The sequence below is a fragment of the Sphingomonas sp. R-74633 genome (assembly GCF_013416555.1).
Classification (GTDB): Bacteria; Pseudomonadota; Alphaproteobacteria; order Sphingomonadales; family Sphingomonadaceae; genus Sphingomonas.
This window is the reverse complement of sequence record NZ_JACCFG010000001.1, coordinates 926,658-948,632: the sequence shown is the minus strand read 5'-3', so window position 1 is coordinate 948,632 and position 21,975 is coordinate 926,658. Positions and strand designations below refer to the sequence as shown.

Here is a 21,975-nt window from a genome sequence, read left to right as displayed (position 1 = left end):
CCTGGGCCCCGGCTTTCGCCGGAGTGACGATTGTTGTTTACCCCAGCCGCGCCAGCGCCGCGCTCAGCCGTTCGGCTTCCGCAGCCTTCTCGGCATGGTCGGCACGCGCCTTTTCGACCGCTTCCGGCTTGGCGCGTTCGACGAAGCTCGGGTTGTTGAGGCGCCCCGCGAGACCGTCGCGCTCCTTCTCGGCCGCGGCAATTGCCTTGGCGAGGCGAGTCTTCTCGGCTTCGATGTCAACCACATCGCCGAGCGGCACCACGAAGGTGGCCTCATCGACGACGATCTGGAGCGAACCGCCGGCGGGAACCTCGCCAGATGCCTGATCGACGCGGGCGAGACGCGCCAGCGCGGCTTCCTGGCGGCCGAGGCGTGCAATGGTTTCGACCGAAGCATCGCGCACAAAGACCGGCAGGCGGGCGCCCGGCGGCACGTTGAGTTCGGTGCGCGCGGCACGGATCTCGCTGACCAGGCGGATCAGCCAGTCGACTTCCTGCGCGGCAGCGGGATCGAGCGCGCGGGCATCGGCCATCGGCCATTTCGCGACGATCAGCTCATGCTCGCGCGGGCCCATCTTCGACCAAAGCTCTTCGGTGATGAAGGGCATGAACGGGTGGAGCATGACCAGGATCTGGTCGAGCGCCCAGCCGGCGACCGCGCGGGTCTCTTCGGCACCCTCGGCGCCCTCGCCCTGGAGGACCGGCTTGATCAGCTCGAGATACCAGTCGCAGAAGCGGCTCCAGACGAACTGGTAGATCGTGTTCGCTGCCTCGTCGAAGCGGAGGTCGGCCAACGCGAGGTCGAGCGCCTGCACGGTGGCGACCGTCTCGGCGATGATCCAGCGGTTGACTGCCAGCGTCGCCTCGGGCGCTTCGATATGCGTCGAGGCGGAGATGCCGTTCGACTGGGCGAAGCGCGCGGCGTTCCACAGCTTGGTCGCGAAGTTGCGATAACCCTCGATCCGGCGCTCATCCATCTTGATGTCGCGGCCCTGGCTTTCCATCGCCGCCATGAAGAAGCGCAGCGCATCGGCGCCGTAGCTGTCGATCAGCCCGAGCGGATTGACGACATTGCCCTTGGACTTGGACATCTTCTGTCCGTCCGCCGCGCGAACGAGGCCGTGCAGATACAGCGTCTTGAAGGGCACCGCCTTCATGAACTGCAGGCCCTGCATCATCATGCGGGCATCCCAGAAGAACAGGATGTCGAAGCCCGAGATCAGCACGTCGTTCGGATAACGCCCGCCGAGCGTGGGATCGGGATTCTCCGGCCAGCCCATCGTCGCGAAGGGCCAAAGCGCCGAGGAGAACCAGGTGTCGAGCACGTCGTTGTCCTGGGTGAGCTGCACGCCCTCCCCGGCCTGCGCCTGGGCCTCAGCCTCGGTCTCGGCGACATAGATGCTGCCATCCTCGGCGAACCAGGCCGGGATCCGGTGCCCCCACCAGAGCTGGCGCGAGACGCACCAGGGCTGGATGTTCTCCATCCAGTTGAAATAGGTCTTTTCCCAGCTCTTCGGCACGATCTTGGTCGCGCCCGAGCGGACGGCCTCGATCGCCGGCTTGGCGAGCGTCGCGGCGTCGACATACCATTGGTCGGTCAGCCAGGGCTCGATCACGTCGCCCGAGCGATCGCCGAATGGCGTCGCGATCGTGCGCGGCTCGGCGTCATGCTCCTCGCCGTCCTTGTCGACATGCGGGATCAGATAGCCTTCGCCCTTTAGCCGCGCGACCACCAGCTTGCGCGCCTCGAACCGGTCGAGGCCGAGCAGCTCGTCGGGGATCAGCCCGTCCGAAGTCTGGGTGATGCGGGCCTTGGCGTCGAGCATGTTGAGCATATCGCGCGCCTCGATCCCGGCGCGGCGGCCGACTTCGAAGTCGTTGAAGTCATGCCCCGGGGTGATCTTGACCGCGCCCGAACCGAGCTCGGGATCGGCATGCTCGTCGGTGACGATCGGGATCAGGCGGCCGGTGATCGGCAGCTTGACCATCTTGCCGACGAGATGGGTGTAGCGTGTGTCCTCGGCATTCACTGCCACCGCCATGTCGGCAAGCATCGTCTCGGGGCGCGTGGTCGCGACCTCGATGAAGCCCGAGCCGTCGGCGAGCGGGTATTTCAGGTGCCAGAAGCTGCCCTTGACGTCCTTGGTCTCGACCTCAAGGTCACTGATCGCGGTGCCGAGGCCCGGATCCCAGTTCACCAGCCGCTTGTCGCGGTAGAGCAGCCCCTGCTTGTGCAGCTCGACGAACACCTTGAGGACGGCCTTCGAGAAGCCCTCGTCCATCGTGAAACGCTCTTCGGACCAGTCCATCGAGCAGCCGAGCCGGCGGAGCTGCTGCGTGATCTCGCCCCCGCTCTCTTCCTTCCACTCCCAGACCTTCGCGACGAATTCCTCGCGCGTGAAGTCGGTGCGCTTCCGCTGCTTCGCGTTGAGCTGGCGCTCGACGACCATCTGCGTCGCGATGCCCGCGTGATCGGTGCCGACCACCCAGCGCGCGTCCTTGCCCTTCAAGCGGGCGTGGCGGACGAGAATGTCCTGCAGCGTATTGTCGAGCGCATGCCCGATATGCAGGCTGCCCGTCACATTGGGCGGCGGATTGACCAGCGTCCAGGGATCGGCGCCGTCGCGTTCGGGACGGAACAGGCCATTTGCTTCCCAATGGCTGTACCAGCGGGATTCCAGCTCGGCGGGGTCGAAGGTCTTCGGCAGTTCGCTCATCCTGCCGCCTTAGCCCCGCCGCCAGAAAATCCAAGCCGGTGCGCGCTGTGGCGGCCTAGATTGGCAGGGCGATGTCGACGATCGCGCGATCCGCCAGCGCATTCGGTCCCCAGACGGGCGAATAGACGACCGTGCCATCCGGCTTGGTCCAGGACAGCCTCACCATGATCGGCGCACCCGGCAGCACGGCATAGCCACCGCTCGCCGGAAAGCGGCTCCGGTCGCGGAACAGCCAGCGCGAGATGCCGGTCAACCGCTTGCGGCCGCTGATCTGTCCGGCAACCTGCCAGATGCCCGCGGGGGTGGCAGGATTGGTGCCGATGCTGATCTCGACCGCTACCGGGCCGACCGCGTTGGTGCGGCTATGCTCGACGGCGAGCCAGGCTTCCTGTGGCGGCGGCGTGGGATTGCGCTCGGCGATCGGATCGATCGGGCGGATGCCGAGGTTGCGCAGCAGCCGGTTCACCCCGGCGCTGCCCCCGGCGAGCACCAGCGATTCGATCAGGCGGCAGAGGAAATGCGCGTCGGCGCCGCTCGTGTCGTAGCTATATTTGGCGAACAGATCGATGAGCAGCACCGACTTGAAGCCGAAGGTCACCGCCAGGGCGAACAGGCAGGAGATGAGCGGCTTGACGCTGCGCCCGTTGAAGGTCGCTGCGAAGAATTGAAGGTTGAAGAACCAGGCCAGCGCGGACTCGAGGATCGCCGCGAGCACGAACAGGACGACGAGCACCTTGCCCGATTCGGTGATGACCTGCGGCGCCGGGGCGGTGCCGCTATTGGCGCCCGACTGGCCTTGGGCACCCTGCCCCTGATCGGCATTCGTCGCATTGGGCTGGGTGGCATTCGCAACCGGCGCGGCGCTCGCATTGCCGGTGTCGGCCGCCGCCTCGTTCGCGATGGCCGCATTGTCCTGTGCCAGTGCCGGTGCGGAATAAGCAAGGCTGGCGGAAAGAAGGAATAGAATGGCAAACAGGCTGCGCATCGCGTGTCTCCCCCAAAGACAAGGCAGGAGGTTACCCGATGCGCAGCCCGCTAGCTAATGGGCTTTAAGCCATTTCCGAGCGAAGTTATTCCGGTGTCTTGCTGGTATACTTGTTCAGCCAGCCGAGCACTTCGCCATACCATTGCATGCTGTTCTTCGGCTTGAGCACCCAGTGGTTCTCATCCGGGAAGACCAGCAGCTTGGACGGGATCTCGCGGCGCTGGAGCGCAGTGAAGGCGGCCAGGCCCTGGGTATAGGGGATGCGGAAGTCCTTCTCGCTGGTGATCACCAGCTGCGGGGTCTTCCACTTGTCGACATGGTTGACCGGGTTCCACTTCTCGAACGCGGCGGGGTCTTCGAAATAGGCCTTGCCGCCATGTTCCCACTCGTCGAACCACAGCTCCTCGGTCTCATAGGCCATGGCACGGGCGTCGAACACGCCGTCATGCTGGACGATGCACTTGAACCGGTCGGGCCACTGCCCTTCGATCCAGTTCATCATATAGCCGCCATAGGAGGCGCCGAGCGCGCAGGCATTGTCGGCGTCGAGATAGGCGAACTTGTCTGTCGCGGCCTTGAGGCCCTTTTGCAGGTCCTCGAGCGGCCAGCCGCCCCAGTTGTTGCGGATCGCATCGGTGAAGGCCTGGCCGTAGCCGGTGGAGCCGTGGAAATCGACGGCGACCACCGCATAGCCGGCGCCAGCGAACACGGCGGGGTTCCAGCGATAGGACCAGCTGTTGTTGCTCGATCCCTGCGGGCCGCCATGGACGATGAAGGCGATCGGCGCCTTCTTGCCCTCGGCCAGGCCGGCGGGCTTCACGGTATATCCCCAGACGGTGTCGTTGTTCGCGCCGGTGAAGCTGAAGCGCTCGACCTTGGGCATCGGAATGCCGGCGAGCTTCTCGGCGTTGACCGACGTGAGCTGGGTGCTGGCCTTGCCCTTGAGCTGGTAGAAGTCATCCGGCGCCGTGAGGCTGTTCATCGAATAGACCACGCCGCCCTTGGTCGGAACGACGGCGCTGACATTGCCGATCTGGGTGAGCCGCGCGACCTTGCCGCTCTTCGGATCGACCGACCAGATCGGGTTTTCCTGCGTGTCCTCGGCTGTGACGTAGATCGTCTTGGAGTCCTGCGACCAGGCAATCGAGCCGACCGAGCGGTCCCAGGCCTGGGTCAGCGCTTTGGTCTCGCCGGTGGCGAGATTGCGCAGCTGGAGCACCTGGCGATCGGCCTCATAGGTGGCGCGGGCCATCGAGAAATAAGCGAGCCACTTGCCGTCCGGCGAGACGGTGGGGAGATTGTCCATCCCCTCATTCGCCTTGGTCAGGTTCACCGGGGCCGCCGAGCCGTCCGCGGGCGCCGCGAAGATATCGAGATTGGTCGACTTGGATTCGATCCGACCCGCTTCGCGCAGGGCGAAATAGACGGTCTTGCTGTCGGCCGACCAGGTCACTTCCTCGCCGCCGCCAAAGGGCTTGGACGGCGCATCGCCGATCAGGCCGCCTTCGATCGCGACGCCGTTGCCGGTCGCGCCGCCCGGACCGAAGGGAAGGACGAAGAGCTGCGAGCGCTCGCCGTTGCTCCACGTATCCCAGTGGCGGATGAAGAGCTGGTCATAGGTGCGGCCAACGCCGGCGTTCGGGTCCTTCTTGACCATTGCCGGCTCGAGGCTGGGCGCGCCGGGCTTGCGATCGGCCCAGACGAGCAGTTTGGAGCCGTCGGGAGAGACCTTGAAGCCGCTGAACCCGCCCGGGATATGGGTGAGCTGGGTTGCGGTGCCACCGGTGACGGCGACGCTCCATACGGCATCGTCGCCGCCCTTGTCCGACTGGAACCAGACGGTCTTGCCGTCGGCGGAGAATTGCGGGGCGGTTTCGTTGACATCGGCCTCGGCAACCAGTTTCTCGGGCTTGGCGCCCTTCACGGTCAGGTCGAGACGCCACAGGTCGTAGCGGCCCTTGTTGGCGGCAATATCCGCCTCGCGCTGCTGCCAGACGAGCCAGTGGCCGTCGGGCGACACTGCAGGGGCGCCGACGCGCGACAGCGACTGGACGTCCTGGATGGTGAGGTCACGCGCCAGCGCGGGCGCAGTGGTGGCGGCGAGTGCAACGCTCGCGAGCAGGAGATGCTTCATGGCCGCGAATACAGCAGAAGCGTGCGATCGTTACAATCGCGACCAGTCAGGAAATATGGCCGGAGATCCCGGCTTTCGCCGGGATGACAGGCGGGCGTGTCAGCGCCCGGTGATCCGCGAGATTTCCTTCGCGACCATGTCTTCGACAAGGCGCGGCAGATTGGCGTCGAGCCATTCGCTGAGCATCGGCTTGAGCATCGCGCGGACCAGGCCCTCGATCGTGTCGGTGCCGTGGATCTCCGACGCTTCGCTGGGCTTCACCATCCGCGACAGTGCTTCGAGCGGCCCGCGCGTCGCCTGGGCGGCGCTGTCGGAGACGATCGGCTCTGCGGGCGTTTCCGCCACGGGAGCGACGACAGGGCGCGCCGGCTTTTCAGCGGCGGCCTTGGGCGGCGTGGGGGAACCCATCGACATCGGTGTGGGCGTCTCCAGTATGTCGTCGTCATCGTCGACCGGCTGGCTCAGTTCGAGCACTTCGTCGATAGCAGATTTCTCCGCCACCGTCGTCGTTGCACGCCCGCCGCGGCGCGCACGCGTCGCTACGGCCGAATCACCTTCTTCGGCGATGATGCGCTTAATGGAGGAGAGAATCTCCTCCATCGACGGCTCGCTACTGATGTCCCCCATCAACCGGCTACTCCACAAAGCCCCGGAGGCGCGTAATCAGGGCTTTTTACGGTTAATGTCAACAGGCCGCGTTGCATCGTTGCGCTGAAGTACAGGATCCAGCGCCGTCGTCGAGACGTCCGGGCTCTGTGCCGGAGTCGACTTGGTGCTCGTGCCCACCGCCTGCGGATCGGGGTCGTTGCTCCAGTCGGACCAGCGATTCTTCACGCGCTTGTAGTTGACGCCGGGATCGTAGAGCGGGCCGCCATCAAGGTTAAGATCGTCGGCCTCGGCCCGGCCCATCGCTGCAAGCAGCTGGAAGCCGGCGACATAGGCGTCGCGCTCGGCGGTCACGTAATTGACCTGGCTGTTGAGCAGTTCCTGCTCGGCATTCAGGATGTCGAGGATCGTGCGCGTGCCGACGCTGTTCTCGGCGCGGACGCCTTCGAGCGACAGGCGGTTGGCTTCCACTGCGACACGCGTCGATTCGATCACGCGCTGCGCAGAGGAATAATTGGCATAGGCCGAACGCACCTGGGCGATCACGCCGCGCTCGGTGAGCGTGACGGTCTCCATCGCCGAGGCTTCGCGCGCCTGGGCCTGGCGGATCTGCGCGGCCGGGCGGCCACCCTGGAACAGCGGCAGGCTTACCTGCGCGCCCAGCGTGGTCGACACGCCGTCCGCGCTGAGGCCGCCGAGCGTACGGGCGCGGTTCGAGAGCGAGCCGAGATAATTGTAATAGTCGGTGCCGACGCCGACGCTGACCGTGGGCAGCCGCGAGGCCTTGGCCGCGTTCACGTCGAAGCGCGTGGCGTCACGCTGCTTCTGCGCGGCTTCGAGGTTCGGATTGTTGGCGAGCGCGGCCTGTTCGGCATCCTGCACATCCACCGGGATGCCCGGCAGCGCCGGCGGCTGGGCCAGCACGCCCGGGGGCGAACCGATCACGCGGATGTAATTCTCGCGCGAGCCGATCAGCGCCGCCTCGGCAGTACGCAGCTGGCTCTGGGCGAGCGCGAGGCGCGCTTCGGACTGGGCAACGTCAGTGCGGGTCAGATCGCCCACTTCGAAACGGTCACGCGTGGCCTGGAGGTTGACCTCAAGCACGTGGACGTTCTGCTGGTTCAGGCGAACGATCGCCTCGAAACGCAGCACGTCGACATAGGCCGTCACGGTATCGGTGAAGAGCTGTGCCTCGGCACCGCGCAGGCTGGCGCGGCCGGCATCTACGCGCGTCTCGGCGCCACGCACCGAATTGCGCACCGCGCCGCCGGTGTAGATCGGCACCGACAGGTTCATGCCGACCGAGCCCGTGCGGGTCGGGTTCAGATCGGTCGCGTCGCTATTATAGGGGCTGGTGCTGACCGAGGCAGTGCCGGCCAGGCCCGGGCGGCCCGCCGCCTTGGCGATGGGCACATTCTCGTCATTGGCGCGCTGGTTGGCACGCTCCGATTCGAGGCCGGGATTGGTGTTGTAGGCAAGCACCATCGCATCGCGCAGCGTCGTGGTCGGCTGTGCGTTCTGGGCGGGCGCGGCGGTGCCGACCTCGACCTGCACGGGCGTCTGGGTGCCGCTGCGGGTCGTGGTGGTCTGCGCGATCGCAGGCGTGGCGAGCGCAACAAGACTGGCGCCCAGGAACAGAGAGGAAATTCGCATGAGCCTCATCTTCAGATCAGAATTGAAAGGTTCGTAGGCGCTCGAAACCGGGAAGCACTGCACATTCGATATCGGTGAAATCGGTCAGGCCGAAGCCGCCTTCGGTACGGCGGCCCGTGGCGAGGCGGGTAACGCCGCGATCGACCACGCCGGTCACCACGCGGGCGCCCGGGGCAAGCTGCTCGAGCAGCGCGGCGGGGAGTTCCTCCACTGCGCCGTCGACGACCAGCAGGTCATAAGGGGCTTCCGCGGCATGGCCGGCGGCGAGCGGGCCTTCGACCGGCTCGACATTGGCATAGGCGGCAAGCGCGGTGCGGGCGAGCGCGGCGAGTGCCGGCTCGGCTTCCACGGCGACCACCGAATTGACCAGGCCGGCGAGCAGCGCGGCGGTATAGCCACCGGCGCCGCCGATCAGCAGGACCTTGTCGGTCGCGCGCAGCTCGGCGGCGGTGAGCAGTCGGCCCGTGGCGAGCGGCGAATTATGCTGGCGGCCGCCGGCGAGCGGCAGCAGCGTGTCGCGATACGCAATATCGCGATGTGCTTCGGGCAGGAAATCCTCGCGCGGCAGCACTGCCATCGCCTCGACCACGCGCACGTCGTTGACCGCGTTGGTGCGCAGCTGGCTCGCGACCATCGCGTGGCGCATCGCCTCAAAATCGACCGTAAGAGCCATCATTACCCCGGCTATCTGGCACAACCGTATTAGTTGTGCAATACACTGATTATGTAGGGCGGCTTGTATCTCTTCCGCAACCCCTCGCCAAGCAATGCGGGCAGCTATTTTTGCACTGCAATGTTGACAGGCGGCGAAGCTCCTGCGCATTGCCGCCGCTCGCTCCGAGGCCCGATGGCGGAGTGGTGACGCAGAGGACTGCAAATCCTTGCACGCCGGTTCGATTCCGGCTCGGGCCTCCACTTCCCTACATTGCCAACGCAGCCCGTCACCCGCTGCGTTATCGTGGCATTGTGTGTCTTTCGCGCCACTCGTCTCCGTATTTGCACGGACTGCCGGGGGCGTTTCGACCCGATACCGGAACAAAGCGCGACTCGTTACCGTTGAGCTTCCGACTATCGGGAGACGAGACATGTACGATTTCGGCATCCGACACGCTCTTTCTGGCTATCGTGTTGCGTACCGTCCTGAGCAGCAGAATTATTGCCCGGGTTGCGGAGGATCGCACTGGGTAGTTGGCCGGCTGACCGCTGAATGTGCGTTCTGCGCGACGGCATTGCCGCTCGTCGCGGGCGGTGCCAGCGGCAACGGGCTGATCCGCCAGGCCGGGGTGGCACTCGCCGCCTGAACCCTTTCGCAAGGCACACGCGTTTCGCGGGGGGAATCCGCAGGAGCGCTTATGACCGATGTTTCCGTGACCTCGCCGATCGAACGGATCGCGCGCGTGATTGCCGCCGAGATGGTGAGCCCCAATGGCGAGGCCGCCGAAGGGCCGGACGAGCCGGTGAGCGTCATCGTCGAGCGTATCTGGCGCGCCGAGGTCGAGCGTGCGGTGGCGATCCTGCACACGCTGCGCGAGCCGACTCGCGAGATGGTCGAGGCCGGGCGCGGCGCGGGTGGCGACCCTGCCCTGATCTGGAACGCTATGGTGCGCGCTGCGCTGGAACATGCCGACGAGAAGGTCGCCGAGCCCGCCTGAGGCTTGCAGCCGGGGCGTGAGCCGCTAATGCCGCTGGCATGACCGGCGCACCCCTCACGCTCTACAATTCGCTCACCCGCAGCCTGGAAGCCTTCCAGCCGCTCGACCCCGAAAAGGGCGTGCGCGTCTATTCGTGCGGGCCGACGGTCTATAATTACGCCCATCTCGGCAATCTGCGCGCGTACGTGTTCACCGACACGCTGAGCCGGGTGCTGACCTGGAAGGGGTTTCCCCTAACGCACGTCATCAACATCACCGATGTCGGCCATCTGACCAGCGACGCCGATGTCGGCGACGACAAGATGGAAGCCGCGGCCAGGTCTCAGGCGAAGAGCATCTGGGACATCGCTGCGCATTATACCGCGGCGTTCAAGCAGAACATCGCCGACCTCAACATCCGCCAGCCCAGCCGCTGGTCGGTGGCGACCGATCACATCGCCGAGATGATCGACTTCGCCGAGAAGATCGCGCCCGAGCATTGCTACGAGCTCGACACCGGCCTCTATTTCGACAGCACCACCGTGCCCGACTACGGCAAGCTCGCCGGATCGCAGGACGACACACGCGAGGGCCGGATCGAAGCGGTGGAGGGCAAGCGTCATCCGCAGGACTTCGCGATCTGGCGCAAGTCGCCCCCGGGCGAGCAGCGCCAGATGGAATGGGATTCGCCCTGGGGCAAGGGCGCGCCCGGCTGGCACCTCGAATGCTCGGTGATGAGCATCAAATATCTCGGCGCGCCGTTCGATATCCATACCGGCGGCATCGACCACCGCGAGATCCACCACCCCAATGAGATCGCGCAGAATCAGGCGTTTTGCGGCTGCTCGGACACGGGTGCGCATTTCTGGATGCACAACAACTTCCTGGTCGACCGCCAGGGGAAGATGTCGAAATCCAAGGGCGGCTTCACCACGCTCCAGTCGCTGATCGACGCGGGCGTGCACCCCCTCGCCTATCGGCTGATGTGCATCTCGGCGCAGTATCGCAGCGAACTGGAGTTCAGCGCCGAGAACCTGGCGGCGGCGCTGACCCGGCTCAAGCGGCTGGTGATGGCGGTTCGCGCGCTGCCGCTGTCCCCCGCCACCGATGCTTCGGGGGATGATGATTATCTCGCACAGCTCGATGCGGCGGTGAGTGACGACCTCAACACGCCGCGCGCGCTGCCGCTGCTCGAGGCGATGGTCGCCGACAAGAAGCTGACGGCCGGCCGCAAGCTCGCGCTCCTCGTCCATTTCGACGATGTGCTCGGGCTCAACCTGCTCAACCTGGACCGCCAGTCGCTGCGTATGCGCCCGGCAGCCGCGACGATCACCGCCGAGGAGATCGAGGCGCGATTGATCGAGCGCAAGGAAGCCCGCGCGGCCAAGGATTTCGCCCGCTCCGACGCGATTCGCGACGAACTCACGGCCGCCGGCGTCGAAGTGATGGACGGCGATCCGCTGGGTTGGGACTGGAAGCCTGCCCTGGGCGGATAAATCCGAGACGCATGCGCGTTGCACCCCGTGCTGCGCTCACCGGGAGGGTGGGCGGCAACGGAGTAGGATGCGTATGTTGAAGTCCCTTCCCCTCACCGCTTTGGTCGCCGCGCTGGCACTCGGCGCGTGCAACCAGGCGCCCAAGACCACCGATAATGAGTCGGTTGCCGTCGAGAATGCCGTCGCGCCCGACGATTCGACGCTCAACGAAGCGCCCGTGGTCGAGGACGCCGATGACGCGACTGCGGTGACCGTCGCCGCCGTGCCCAAGGCCGCCGCGGGCATTGCCGCCGCTGATGCCGCGCCGCTCCACGACGCCGGCACGATCGAGGACGAGATCCGCGACGGCAAGAACGTCCAGCGCATCCGCTATGGCGATGGCTGGGCCTGGACCCGCGGCGGCAAGATCGTCCGCACCGCGGATCGCGACGGCAAGGAAGTCGCCTATTTCCGCCCCGGCGAGGGCAAGCCCTTCTTCGTCCAGCGCGGCGACCGCAGCTACGCGTTCCAGGGTGGCAAGCCGACCCGCGAGTTTGATCATGACGGCAAGGCGCGCGCTCCCGATGCCGATCGCGTTCGCGAGGCCGACGAGGCGGCGACCAAGGCGCATGACCGCCGCGAGCAGGCCGAGCAGGCGCGCGACCATGCCCGCGACAATCCGCGCGGCGATCACGACAGGGATCATCGCCCCGGCGCGACGCCCTCCCCCGCCCCTTCACCGACCGCCACGTCTGATCATGGCCGTGACCGCGATCGGGATCGCGACCGCGATCGCCACTAAGCACTGAGCGGATCCCCGGCGGAGGCCGGGGCCCAGGGTTTCCTTGCCGTGTCGCTTGTTACCCTGGGCCCCGGCTTTCGCCGGGGAACCGGATTTCTCTCGACGGCGATGTTTGAACCGGACGCGCGAGCGCGCTAGCCTCCGTCTCATGAAGGCCGTTCTCCCCGCCCTCGCCCGCCCGCTGGTTGAGCCACAGCTCCCGGCGGGTCTCGACGTCCACTGGTTCGCCTCGACCGACGAAGCGGTCGCGCTCGCCGCGGATGCCGACATCGCCTGGCTCGACAATAATAACCCGCGCGAATGGGCACGCAGCGTTGTGGCGGCGGGCAAGCTCAAATGGCTCTCGACCATCTATGCCGGGCTGGACGTGCTCGACACCGATCTGCTGCGGACACGCGGCACGCGGGTGACCAACGGCAGCGGGGTCAATGCGCATACAGTCGCCGAATATGCGGTGATGGGTGCGCTGGTGGCCGCCAAGCGCTTCGATCAGGTCGTCCGCGCCGCCGATCGCCATGAATGGCCCACGGACGCGCCGGGCAAGCTCGAACTGTTCGAGAGCAAGGCACTGGTGATCGGCTATGGCACGATCGGCAAGCTGATCGGCGAGCGGCTGAAGGGATTCGGGGTCGAAGTGACTGGCGTCACGCGCTCGGGCGCCGACGGCACGGTGGGGCCGGACGCGTGGCGCGCGCTGCTGCCCGAAACGGACTGGGTGTTCCTCGCCGCGCCCTCGACCGATGCGAGCCGCGCGATGATCGGTGCGGAGGAACTGGCCGCGATGAAGCCGAGCGCCTGGATCGTGAATGTCGGCCGCGGCGAGCTGATCGACCAGGGGGCACTGATCGAGGCCTGCACGAAACGACGCATCGCCGGTGCCTTCCTCGATACCGTTACCCCCGAGCCGCTGCCGCCCGAGCACCCGCTCTGGAACACGCCCAACGTGATCCATTCGATGCATCTCTCCGGCCGCAGCCAGACGCGGATGTTCCTGCGCGCGGCGGCGCTGTTCGTGGAGAATATCCACGCCTTTGTCGAAGGGCGCCCGCTCAAGAACGAGGTCGATCTCGCAGCCGGCTATTGAAACTTCGCTAATCGCCTAAGTTTCCGCTTGCGCTGTGGCCTATTCGCGCATTAGTTAGGTTTATGCCTAACCAAATCGATGCCGCCTTTGCCGCGCTCGCCGATCCCACCCGCCGGGCGGTGGTCGAGCAGCTCGGCAATGGGCCGGCCAGCGTGAGCGAGCTCGCCGGCAGTTTCACCATGGCGATGCCGAGCTTCCTCCAGCATGTCCGCGTGCTCGAAGGCGCCGGACTGGTGCGCACTGAGAAACAGGGGCGCGTGCGCACCTGCACGCTCGAGCCGCTGGCGCTCGCCGCGGTCGAGCAATGGATCATAGAGCGCCGCCGCGCGACCGAGGCGCGCTACGATCGCCTCGCCAAATTCCTCGACGCCCAGGACCAGGAGAAGTGACCATGGCGGAAGCCGTCCACGACAAGTTCGTCATCGAACGCCGCTTCAAGCAGAGCCCGGCGCGCGTGTTCGCCGCCTTCTCGACCGAAGAAGGCAAGGCGCGCTGGTTCTCAGGGCCGAACGACGCCTGGGAGATGGTCGACCGCCATTTCGATTTCCGCACCGGCGGCACCGAACATCTTGAGGGAAAGTGGCATAGCGGCAGGGTTACCCGCTTCGACTGTTCCTATCACGACATCGTGCCCGACAGCCGCATCGTCTATGCCTATCGCATGAAGATCGACGGCAAGCCGATCTCGGTGAACCTCTGTTCGATCGAGATGCTGCCCGATGGCGACGGCACCCGCCTGCTCCACACCGAGCACGGCATTTATCTCGACGGTTATGCGGACGAAGGTTCGCGTTTCCACGGGATCAGCCTGCAATACGACAAGCTCGGCGAGACACTGCCGGATTGATTTTACCCCGGCGGGGAAATTTTTTGCTTGCGTAATTTTACCCAGCGCGGGTAAGTCGCCGCACTATGACGACACTGGCAGGCACCAAGATTCATCGCTTCCGCGAGGAACGCTCCCTCACCCGCGCCGCGTTCGGTACGTGGTTCGATATTCCGGGCTCTACGGTCCAGGGCTGGGAGAAGGACGGCAAGCGCGCAAATGCGAAGGTGATGAACCTGATCGCCGCGCACGGCATCGCCGACCATGCCGACTGGAACGTCACGGTGCGTGATGCGGAGAATGACATGAGCGCGAGCTGGAGCCCGTCGAGCTGGAAGGCGGCTGAGGCGCGCCAGCTGCCCAAATATCCCGATCAGGGTGCGCTCGATGCGGCGACAACCCAGCTGACCTCCTTCCCGCCCCTCGTCTTCGCCGGCGAGGCGCGCGAGCTGACCAGCGAGCTGGCCAAGGTGTCGCGCGGCGAGGCCTTCCTGCTCCAGGGCGGCGACTGCGCCGAGAGCTTCGCCGAGTTCCACCCGAACAACATCCGCGACACCTTCCGCGTGCTGCTCCAGATGGCGGTGGTGCTTACCTTCGCCTCGAAGCTGCCGACGGTGAAGCTGGGGCGCATGGCGGGCCAGTTCGCCAAGCCGCGTTCGGCCGATACCGAGATCATCGATGGCGTCGAGCTGCCGAGCTACCGCGGCGACAATGTCAACGACATCGCCTTCACTCCCGAAGCGCGCATCCCCGATCCGCAGCGCATGCTCCAGGGCTATTCGCAGTCGGCGGCGACGCTCAACCTGCTGCGTGCCTTTGCGCAGGGCGGCTATGCGAACCTGCACCAGGTCCATAAATGGACGCACGACTTCATGGGCCGCAGCCCTTGGGCGAAGAAATATGCCGATGTCGCCGACCGGATCGGCGAGGCGCTCGACTTCATGGCCGCCTGCGGCATTGATGCGGACAGCGTGCCGCAGCTGAAGGCGACCAGCTTCTATACCAGCCACGAGGCGCTGCTGCTCCCCTATGAGCAGGCGATGACCCGCCAGGACTCGCTGACCGGCGACTGGTACGACACCAGCGCCCACATGCTCTGGATCGGCGACCGCACCCGCTTCGAGGGCTCGGCGCATGTCGAGTTTCTGCGCGGCATCGGCAATCCGATCGGGATGAAGTGCGGTCCGAGCCTCGAGCCCGACGCACTGCTAAAGCTGCTCGACACGCTCAACCCGAGCCGCACGCCGGGACGGATGACGCTGATCACCCGCTTTGGGCACGACAAGATCGAGGCCGGGCTGCCGAAGCTCGTCCGCGCGGTGAAGCGCGAGGGGCACCAGGTGGTGTGGAGCTGCGATCCGATGCACGGCAACGTGATCAAGGCGGCCAATGGCTACAAGACGCGCCCGTTCGACCGGATCCTCGCCGAAGTGCGCGGCTTCTTCGCAGTCCACCGCGCCGAGGGTACCTTCGCCGGCGGCATCCATGCCGAGATGACCGGACAGAACGTCACCGAATGCACCGGCGGTGCGATCGACATTACCGAGCAGGGTCTGGCCGACCGCTACCACACGCATTGCGACCCGCGTCTCAATGCGGGACAAAGTCTTGAGCTCGCCTTTTTGCTGGCCGAGATGCTCAACGAGGAAATGTCCGAGCGTCGAAAAGCCGCTGCTTGATAAATAGTTGCTTCAAAATTCCGTAAATTAGCGGATTTACATCGTCGCCGTCTTCCACGAAGGGCTTCGCTTTACGCGGAGTATTGATGGCGACGGTGGAGGAACGTTGGCCAGTGAGGCGGTTTGCGTCGGTGCGTCCGGCGCTGCTGGTCTTTCTGGGCGCCTTCGCCGGCTGCGTGAGCTGGGCCCTGTGGTATCGCGTCACCGGCTCCAACCCGCCGCTTGGCATCGCCATCGGCCTGTCCGTGGGCGGGTTGATCCTGTTCGGCACGCGGCTCTGGCCGCTGCTCATCGTCGCCGTCCTCGTCACCTATTGGATGTTCGACGTCCACTATTCCCTGGCCACGCAGCTGGCGAGCGCCATCGGCCTAGCCGGCGGTTCGCTGCTCACCGCGACAATGATCCAGCGCCGGGGGATAAGGCCGGCCGAGCTGCTCGACCCGCGCTCGCTGCTATGGGTATTCGCCGCCGCGATCGCCGGTTCGGCGCTTTCGGCGGGCGTCGTGGCGCTGGGCGTGCTGGCGGTGGGGCGCTCTTTCTCGCTGCTCGACAAGTTCGCGCAGCAAGGGCTGGGCATGCTGCTGGTGGCACCGCTGGTGCTGGTCTGGGCAACGCCGCCGCGCCAGCGCTGGTCTGCGCTGCGCTGGGCGGGTTTCGTGGCGACCATGATCTTCTGCGCGGCGGTGGCGGCGCTTGTGTTCCTCGCGCCGGACAGTGGACCGATCGGCGGCGCGATCTTTCCGCCGCTCGTGCTGGCGGCGCTGGGCTGGCACCTGCGCGGTGCGACGACCGCGGTGGCGATCAGCTCGGTGATCATGCTGTGGAGCGCCGAGATCCACACCGGCCCCTTCTCGCTCGCCGCGCCTCAGCATCAGGTGATGATCGCGCAGATGTTCGTGGCGGTCACCGCTGCGACGATCTTCCTCCTCGCCACCTATGCCGATGGGCGCCACGCCGAGGACAAGCTGCGCCTCGCCGCCAAGCGGCTCGAAGTATCGCGCCGCAACCTCACCAACATGGCGCGTGACTCCGCCACCGCGGTGGCGATCCTCGACCGCGACCTGCGCTACATCGCCGCATCACCGCGCTACCTCAAGGATTTCCACCTGCCCCTGGACGTGCCGCTCGAAGGGCGCACCCATTTCGAAGTCTTCCCGGGCATCGAGCCGGAGCGGCACGCCAACTACCAGCGCGTGCTGAACGGCGAGCAGCTGTCCGGCGACAGCCAGCCGTTCACGAATCCCGATGGCAGCATCGACTATGTCCGCTGGAGCCAACGGCCCTGGTATGACGAGGATGACCGCATTGCCGGTATCGTCCTGTCGAGCGAGATCGTGACCGCCGAAATGGAGGCCCGCCGCAAGCTGGAAGAGGCCGAGCGCCGCTATCGCACGGTGTTCGAGCAGGCCGGCGTCGGCGTCGGCCGGCTTTCGCTGCAGGGCGAGATACTGGAAATCAACGACCGGGGCTGCGAGATTTGCGGCTATCCGCGCGAAGTGCTGATCGGGCGCAACCTCAGCGAGTTCGGCGTTGCCGAGGAAGCGCAGTCGACCGTGAAGGCGATCGACGCGATGGTCCGGGGCGAGGAAAACTTCTTCTCGGGCGATCGGATGCTGCATACCGGCGATGGCATCGTACGCCCCATCCATTGCACCGCGAACATCGTTCGGGCGGGCGGCGGCGCCAGCGACTATATCGCGGTCGTCATGCTGGACATCTCGCAGCGGGTCGCTGCGCAACAGGCGCTGGAGAAGAGCGAGAAAATGTTGCGTCTGGCCCAGGAAGCCGCGGGCGTGGGCATGTGGGAGATCGACCTCATCGATGGCGGTTCGCGGCAGTCGCCCGAGACGGCGCGGATGTTCGGGCTGGAATGGCGCGAGGGCGAGTATCGCATGGCCGATATCGCCGCTCCGATGGGGGAAGCGCAGGTGCTGGCGTTGCGCCAGGCGATCGGCAATGCGCGCAAGAGCGAAGGACCGCTCGACATGACGCTCGCGTTGACGCTGCCCGGCGGGGAGGCGCGCTGGGTGACGCTGCAGGGCCATTATGATGCGCATGACGGCCATCCCCGTCTGATCGGACTGGCGATCGACATCACCCGCGACATGGAAGCCGATGCGCAACTGCGCGAAGTGCATGAGAAGCTGCTGCGCCTCGCCCGCCTGAACGCGATGGGCGCAATGGCCTCCACGCTCGCGCATGAACTCAACCAGCCGCTGGCGGCGATCACCAATTATCTCGAGGCCTGCCGCTATCTCACCCGCTCGCGCGGCGATCCTGATCACTCGATCCTCGATGCGCTCGATCGCGCCCGGGTGCAGGCGCTGCGGGCCGGCGACATCATTCGTAAGATCCGCTCCTTCACCGTGACCGGGGACGTCGCCAAGACGCGCATGGACCTGAACGCCGTGGTTCGGGCGGCCTGCGCAGCCGTGCGCCAGCTCAAGGTGGCGGCAGGCGCCCGCATCGATTGCGATTTCGACCCGATCCAGGCCTGCCTGATCGGCGATTCGCTGCAGATCGAGCAGGTGGTGAGCAACCTGATCCGCAACGGCGTCGAGGCCACTGCTGGCTGCGAACGGCGCGAAGTCGTAGTGACCAGCTACCTCGAGGGCGAGGAAGTGTGCGTCCAGGTAGCCGATACCGGGCCTGGCCTGAGCGAGACGATGCTCGAGAATCTGTTCGAGCCCTTTCGTACCACCAAGGAGAGCGGCACCGGGCTTGGCCTGCCGATATGCCGCACGATCGTGGAAGCGCATGGCGGGCGGCTATGGGCGGAAAATGGCCCCGATGGCGGGGCGGTGTTCAGCTTCACGTTGCCGACCGTATCGGCTGATGCCGAGACTGCCTGACCTACGGCGCAACAAACTGAAATACCACAGCAAGGCCCGCCCGCCAGAGCGATCCGGGTCGGCGTCTGCCCCTCTGTACGCCGGCACCCCTGAACTACTGGGGCGGCCGAATTCCCCTACTATTCCGGCCGCCCCGGCCTTTCAGCCGGGCGCGTGGCAGACGGCTTCGATGTTCAGCCCGTCTGGATCATAGACGAAGGCGGCATAATAGTTCGGCCCGTAATTAGGCCGCAGCCCCGGTCCGCCATTGTCGCGTCCGCCCGCCGCCAGTGCGGCCTTGTGGAAAGCATCGACCTGACCCCGCGTGTCGGCGCGGAAGGCGACATGAGTCCCCTCGCCGACGCGCTCATTGTCGCCGACCCAGAAGAAGGGGTTGTCGTCCTTGCCAAAGCCGTACGCGGTGCCGCCCGAGCCATTCTCCTCGGCGGGCACCGTCATCAGCAGGGTGATGCCGAGCGGGGCAAGCGCCGCTTCGTAGAAGCGCTTCGAGGCGTTGGCGTCCGAAACTGCGAAACCGACATGATCGAGCACCGGTCTTCTCCTCGTCAGGGGTAGAGATCGACGATTTCCGCCCCTTCGCCTTCCGCCGCGAGCAACAGGGTGCGGTGGCAATGTTCGGGGTTGCGCTCGAAGCAGAGCAGCGCGCTCGGCTTCTCCTCGGCCAGCGCACGCATGATCGCCGCTTCGGCCTGGGCTTCGGGCAGTTCGAGCTGGCCTTCGTAGACGGCGCGCAGCGTCTTCACATCGCCCTTCTTGGCGGCGTCGCGGCCGAGCTTCGGCGTGCCGAGATTCTTGAGCAGGACATAGTCGATCCCCGCGTCCTTCAGGCTCGCGGCGAGAATGTTCTTGGAAAAGCCCGGGCGGCGCGAAAGCGGCACCGCGCGCACGTCGATCACCCGCTCCACCCCGGCTTTGCGCAACGCGGCGATGAACTCGTCCATCGTCGTCGCTTCATAGCCGATGGTGAAGATCTTCATTGCGTGGGCTTCTCCTGGGCGAGCGCGTGGACCGCGCCCCAGGCGATAAACGCCTGGCCGGCGAAATAGGTCGGCCAGACCAGAAGCTCGGCGATTTGCGGTGCGATCAGCCGGCCCTGGTTCAGGAAGATCAGCCAGTCGGAAACGAAGAACAGCAGCGCGCCAAGCGCCACCAGCGTACCGAGCCGGCTGAGCATCGCCGAGGCGGTCATCAGCGACAGGCCGAAAACGTAGAAGGCGAGCAGCTCGACCTGGTAGCCGCCCTTGAATACCCACCAGGCGAACAGCGCCACGCCCATCGCGACGGGCGGCGCGATCCAGTTCGCCGCCGGTACGCGGGCGTTGCGCAGATAGAGATAGCTGGCGAGAAAATGCCCGGCGAGAAAGGCCAGACCGCCCGCAGCCATGCCCTGCAGCTCGAGCAGCACGTCCCCGAGAGCGCCGAGCGCCAGCACCGCAGCGATCATCCGCCCACCCGAATTCACTGCCTTGCTGCGGGCCCAGAGCGCCAGCAGCGCGACACCTGCGCCTTTCCATATCACTGCCGGCGTGCCGTGAAGGCCAACCCAGCCATTGGCTGTAAAGGTGATGCCGGCGATCAGCGCGGCAGCGAAGAGCGGTTCGATACGGGTGCGGTCCATTCGCCCTTGATGCCGTGTGGCTGGCGCTCTGCCAAGCTTGGCTCTATCGGAGCGCGATGCACGACATTCATATCATCGGCGGCGGCCTTGCCGGCTCGGAAGCCGCGTGGCAGCTCGCAAGCAAGGGCTTCAAGGTTCGCCTCTCCGAAATGCGCGGCAGCGGCTCGATGACGCCGGCGCACCAGGGCGAAGGGCTGGCCGAGCTGGTCTGCTCGAACAGCTTCCGCTCGGACGACGCGCAGAACAACGCGGTAGGCCTGCTCCATCAGGAGATGCGCGACCTCGGCTCGCTGATCATCGGACAGGGCGACATCCATAAGGTGCCCGCGGGCTCGGCGCTGGCGGTGGATCGCGACGGCTTTTCGGACGGCGTGACCGCGGCGCTGTCCGCCCATCCCAATATCGAGATCGTCCGCGAGCGCGTTGACCAGCTTCCCGAAAGCGGCCTGACGATCGTCGCCACCGGCCCGCTCACCGCGCCGAGCCTCGCCGAGAGCATCGGTACCGCGACCGGCAAGGACCAGCTCGCCTTTTTCGACGCGATCGCGCCGATCGTGCACCGCGACTCGATCGACATGGAGGTGGCCTGGTTCCAGTCGCGCTGGAACAAGGTCGGACCGGGCGGCACGGGCAAGGATTACATCAACTGCCCGATGACCAAGGAGCAATATTACGCCTTCCACGCGGCGTTGCTCGCCGGCGAGAAGACCGAGTTTCGCGAATGGGAGAACGTTCCGTACTTCGAAGGTTGCATGCCGATCGAAGTGATGGCGGAGCGCGGTGTCGAGACGTTGCGCTTCGGCCCGATGAAGGGCGTCGGCCTCGATGACCCCAAGACCGGGCGCTGGCCCTATGCGGTGGTCCAGCTGCGCCAGGACAATGCGAGCGCCACGCTGTGGAACATGGTCGGATTCCAGACGAAGCTTAAATATGCCGAGCAAGTCACTCTGTTCAGGACGATTCCTGGCCTGGAGAACGCCGAGTTCGCGCGCCTGGGCGGGCTGCACCGCAACACCTTCATCAAGTCGCCCGAGCTACTGGACGCTCAGCTTCGTCTCAAGAATGCGCCACATATTCGCTTCGCCGGCCAGATCACCGGCTGCGAAGGCTATGTCGAGAGCGCCGCGATCGGCCTGCTGGCGGGCCGCTTCGCCGCGGCCGAACTGGCGGGGGAGACGCTGACTTCGCCGCCGCGCGAAATGGCGCTGGGGGCGCTACTTTCGCACATCACCGGCGAGGCGGAGGCCGAGACCTATCAGCCGATGAACGTCAATTTCGGGCTGTTCCCGCCGATCCCGGGCAAGACCAAGAAGGCCGATCGCAAGCTGATGTATACCGACCGTGCCCGCGAGGCGATGCAGGGCTGGATGGCTCAGTCGTCGCTGTCTTCCGCGGAGTCCTGAGCCGGCTTCGCGGCCACGGTCTTGGCCGGCGCGCAGGCGCAGCGCGGCTTGGCCGGCTTGCGGACCACTGCCGTAGTGGCGAACTCGGTGCGGTTGAGCGTACCGGACTTGTCCTTGTCGGCGCCGGCGAACTTCTCGACCGCCTTTACCGACCATTCCTCGAAGCTCAGCTTGCCGTCGTGATCGGTATCCAGCCGGGCGAAGAACTTGCGGCGCAGGGCGAAATACTCGTCCTTGGTGATCGTGTCGTTCTTGTCCTTGTCGATCCGGTCAAAGCGCTTCTGCTCGCGGGTCTTGGCGGCGGCGCTGGGCGGCTCGGCGGGAAGATCCTGCTCCGTTTCGGATGTAACCGCGGCGGCGGGGGCTCCAGGGAGCCTGGTTTCGGTGCTCGCGCTGCCTCGGAACAGGAACAGCCCGGCCACGACCAGCAGCATCGCACCGCCCGCACCGACCAAATAGCGCCACATTGCCTCTCTCCCCGCTGAGCAACGGAGGCTAACCCGACCGGCGG

Annotated in this window: 20 protein-coding genes and 1 tRNA gene; 11 read left to right on the top strand and 10 right to left on the bottom strand. The window is 66.0% G+C overall.

Going from position 1 to position 21,975, the window contains the following annotated elements:
* Window positions 1–37 precede the first annotated feature (37 nt).
* The 6 genes from HZY97_RS04475 to HZY97_RS04450 all read right to left on the bottom strand — a co-directional run bounded on the left by HZY97_RS04475 (window position 38) and on the right by HZY97_RS04450 (window position 8,770).
* A complete protein-coding gene (locus tag HZY97_RS04475; protein WP_180140968.1) occupies window positions 38–2,716 on the bottom strand; it encodes a valine--tRNA ligase in 2,679 nt (892 codons plus the stop codon).
* 55 nt (window positions 2,717–2,771) lie between these two features.
* Complete coding sequence (locus HZY97_RS04470; RefSeq protein ID WP_180140961.1) at window positions 2,772–3,701, bottom strand: hypothetical protein; 930 nt, start codon at window positions 3,699–3,701, stop codon at window positions 2,772–2,774.
* Between the two features lie 85 nt (window positions 3,702–3,786).
* Window positions 3,787–5,835, bottom strand: a complete 2,049-nt coding sequence (locus tag HZY97_RS04465; RefSeq protein ID WP_180140959.1) for a S9 family peptidase — start codon at window positions 5,833–5,835, stop codon at window positions 3,787–3,789.
* A gap of 99 nt (window positions 5,836–5,934) precedes the next feature.
* On the bottom strand, window positions 5,935–6,462 hold the full coding sequence (locus tag HZY97_RS04460; protein ID WP_180140957.1) for a DUF2497 domain-containing protein: 528 nt from the start codon (window positions 6,460–6,462) through the stop codon (window positions 5,935–5,937).
* A 36-nt stretch (window positions 6,463–6,498) separates the two neighbouring features.
* Window positions 6,499–8,094, bottom strand: a complete 1,596-nt coding sequence (locus HZY97_RS04455) for a TolC family outer membrane protein (protein WP_180140955.1) — start codon at window positions 8,092–8,094, stop codon at window positions 6,499–6,501.
* A 16-nt stretch (window positions 8,095–8,110) separates the two neighbouring features.
* A complete protein-coding gene (locus HZY97_RS04450) occupies window positions 8,111–8,770 on the bottom strand; it encodes a protein-L-isoaspartate O-methyltransferase (RefSeq protein ID WP_373684288.1) in 660 nt (219 codons plus the stop codon).
* A gap of 165 nt (window positions 8,771–8,935) precedes the next feature.
* Here HZY97_RS04450 and HZY97_RS04445 point away from each other — a divergent pair.
* The 10 genes from HZY97_RS04445 to HZY97_RS04400 all read left to right on the top strand — a co-directional run bounded on the left by HZY97_RS04445 (window position 8,936) and on the right by HZY97_RS04400 (window position 18,443).
* Window positions 8,936–9,009: transfer RNA gene (locus HZY97_RS04445), tRNA-Cys, on the top strand.
* A 170-nt stretch (window positions 9,010–9,179) separates the two neighbouring features.
* Window positions 9,180–9,395, top strand: a complete 216-nt coding sequence (locus HZY97_RS04440; protein WP_180140953.1) for a hypothetical protein — start codon at window positions 9,180–9,182, stop codon at window positions 9,393–9,395.
* A 51-nt stretch (window positions 9,396–9,446) separates the two neighbouring features.
* Complete coding sequence (locus tag HZY97_RS04435) at window positions 9,447–9,746, top strand: hypothetical protein (RefSeq protein WP_180140951.1); 300 nt, start codon at window positions 9,447–9,449, stop codon at window positions 9,744–9,746.
* Between the two features lie 38 nt (window positions 9,747–9,784).
* On the top strand, window positions 9,785–11,221 hold the full coding sequence (cysS, locus tag HZY97_RS04430) for a cysteine--tRNA ligase (RefSeq protein ID WP_180140949.1): 1,437 nt from the start codon (window positions 9,785–9,787) through the stop codon (window positions 11,219–11,221).
* A 76-nt stretch (window positions 11,222–11,297) separates the two neighbouring features.
* Entirely contained in the window at window positions 11,298–12,002 is a 705-nt protein-coding gene (locus tag HZY97_RS04425; protein WP_180140947.1) for a hypothetical protein, read from the top strand.
* Between the two features lie 148 nt (window positions 12,003–12,150).
* Entirely contained in the window at window positions 12,151–13,086 is a 936-nt protein-coding gene (locus HZY97_RS04420; RefSeq protein WP_180140946.1) for an NAD(P)-dependent oxidoreductase, read from the top strand.
* Window positions 13,087–13,148: 62 nt separating this feature from the next.
* Window positions 13,149–13,475, top strand: coding sequence for a helix-turn-helix transcriptional regulator (locus HZY97_RS04415; protein ID WP_180140944.1), 327 nt, complete (start codon window positions 13,149–13,151; stop codon window positions 13,473–13,475).
* Between the two features lie 2 nt (window positions 13,476–13,477).
* Window positions 13,478–13,933, top strand: a complete 456-nt coding sequence (locus tag HZY97_RS04410) for an SRPBCC family protein (RefSeq protein ID WP_180140942.1) — start codon at window positions 13,478–13,480, stop codon at window positions 13,931–13,933.
* A 284-nt stretch (window positions 13,934–14,217) separates the two neighbouring features.
* On the top strand, window positions 14,218–15,591 hold the full coding sequence (locus HZY97_RS04405) for a class II 3-deoxy-7-phosphoheptulonate synthase (protein ID WP_180141653.1): 1,374 nt from the start codon (window positions 14,218–14,220) through the stop codon (window positions 15,589–15,591).
* 113 nt (window positions 15,592–15,704) lie between these two features.
* Window positions 15,705–18,443: a PAS domain S-box protein gene (locus HZY97_RS04400; RefSeq protein WP_180140940.1), complete on the top strand. Its 2,739-nt coding sequence runs from the start codon at window positions 15,705–15,707 to the stop codon at window positions 18,441–18,443.
* Between the two features lie 141 nt (window positions 18,444–18,584).
* On the opposite strand, the gene HZY97_RS04395 is transcribed toward HZY97_RS04400, so the two are convergent.
* From HZY97_RS04395 to HZY97_RS04385, 3 genes are read right to left on the bottom strand one after another with little or no spacing between them, the layout of a single operon-like run.
* Window positions 18,585–18,974, bottom strand: coding sequence for a VOC family protein (locus HZY97_RS04395; protein WP_180140938.1), 390 nt, complete (start codon window positions 18,972–18,974; stop codon window positions 18,585–18,587).
* A 14-nt stretch (window positions 18,975–18,988) separates the two neighbouring features.
* Window positions 18,989–19,420 (bottom strand): DUF488 family protein, encoded by a 432-nt coding sequence (locus HZY97_RS04390; protein WP_180140936.1) that lies wholly within the window; start codon window positions 19,418–19,420, stop codon window positions 18,989–18,991.
* Window positions 19,417–20,061: a lysoplasmalogenase family protein gene (locus tag HZY97_RS04385; protein ID WP_180140934.1), complete on the bottom strand. Its 645-nt coding sequence runs from the start codon at window positions 20,059–20,061 to the stop codon at window positions 19,417–19,419. Before HZY97_RS04385 ends, HZY97_RS04390 begins: the two co-directional genes overlap by 4 nt.
* A gap of 56 nt (window positions 20,062–20,117) precedes the next feature.
* On the opposite strand from HZY97_RS04385, the gene trmFO reads away from it, so the two are divergent.
* Complete coding sequence (gene trmFO, locus HZY97_RS04380; protein WP_180140932.1) at window positions 20,118–21,464, top strand: methylenetetrahydrofolate--tRNA-(uracil(54)-C(5))-methyltransferase (FADH(2)-oxidizing) TrmFO; 1,347 nt, start codon at window positions 20,118–20,120, stop codon at window positions 21,462–21,464.
* Here trmFO and HZY97_RS04375 read toward each other — a convergent pair.
* Window positions 21,434–21,931: an EF-hand domain-containing protein gene (locus tag HZY97_RS04375; RefSeq protein ID WP_180140930.1), complete on the bottom strand. Its 498-nt coding sequence runs from the start codon at window positions 21,929–21,931 to the stop codon at window positions 21,434–21,436. The genes trmFO and HZY97_RS04375 overlap by 31 nt on opposite strands.
* Window positions 21,932–21,975: the final 44 nt, after the last annotated feature.

Bases quoted from the DNA above. Each gene is read 5' to 3' on its own strand.
- HZY97_RS04475 (WP_180140968.1), bottom strand. From the start codon at position 2,716: ATGAGCGAACTGCCGAAGACCTTCGACCCCGCCGAGCTGGAATCCCGC.
- HZY97_RS04470 (WP_180140961.1), bottom strand. From the start codon at position 3,701: ATGCGCAGCCTGTTTGCCATTCTATTCCTTCTTTCCGCCAGCCTTGCT.
- HZY97_RS04465 (WP_180140959.1), bottom strand. From the start codon at position 5,835: ATGAAGCATCTCCTGCTCGCGAGCGTTGCACTCGCCGCCACCACTGCG.
- HZY97_RS04460 (WP_180140957.1), bottom strand. From the start codon at position 6,462: ATGGGGGACATCAGTAGCGAGCCGTCGATGGAGGAGATTCTCTCCTCC.
- HZY97_RS04455 (WP_180140955.1), bottom strand. From the start codon at position 8,094: ATGCGAATTTCCTCTCTGTTCCTGGGCGCCAGTCTTGTTGCGCTCGCC.
- HZY97_RS04450 (WP_373684288.1), bottom strand. From the start codon at position 8,770: ATGATGGCTCTTACGGTCGATTTTGAGGCGATGCGCCACGCGATGGTC.
- HZY97_RS04440 (WP_180140953.1), top strand. From the start codon at position 9,180: ATGTACGATTTCGGCATCCGACACGCTCTTTCTGGCTATCGTGTTGCG.
- HZY97_RS04435 (WP_180140951.1), top strand. From the start codon at position 9,447: ATGACCGATGTTTCCGTGACCTCGCCGATCGAACGGATCGCGCGCGTG.
- cysS (WP_180140949.1), top strand. From the start codon at position 9,785: ATGACCGGCGCACCCCTCACGCTCTACAATTCGCTCACCCGCAGCCTG.
- HZY97_RS04420 (WP_180140946.1), top strand. From the start codon at position 12,151: ATGAAGGCCGTTCTCCCCGCCCTCGCCCGCCCGCTGGTTGAGCCACAG.
- HZY97_RS04415 (WP_180140944.1), top strand. From the start codon at position 13,149: ATGCCTAACCAAATCGATGCCGCCTTTGCCGCGCTCGCCGATCCCACC.
- HZY97_RS04410 (WP_180140942.1), top strand. From the start codon at position 13,478: ATGGCGGAAGCCGTCCACGACAAGTTCGTCATCGAACGCCGCTTCAAG.
- HZY97_RS04405 (WP_180141653.1), top strand. From the start codon at position 14,218: ATGAGCGCGAGCTGGAGCCCGTCGAGCTGGAAGGCGGCTGAGGCGCGC.
- HZY97_RS04390 (WP_180140936.1), bottom strand. From the start codon at position 19,420: ATGAAGATCTTCACCATCGGCTATGAAGCGACGACGATGGACGAGTTC.
- HZY97_RS04385 (WP_180140934.1), bottom strand. From the start codon at position 20,061: ATGGACCGCACCCGTATCGAACCGCTCTTCGCTGCCGCGCTGATCGCC.
- trmFO (WP_180140932.1), top strand. From the start codon at position 20,118: ATGCACGACATTCATATCATCGGCGGCGGCCTTGCCGGCTCGGAAGCC.
- HZY97_RS04375 (WP_180140930.1), bottom strand. From the start codon at position 21,931: ATGTGGCGCTATTTGGTCGGTGCGGGCGGTGCGATGCTGCTGGTCGTG.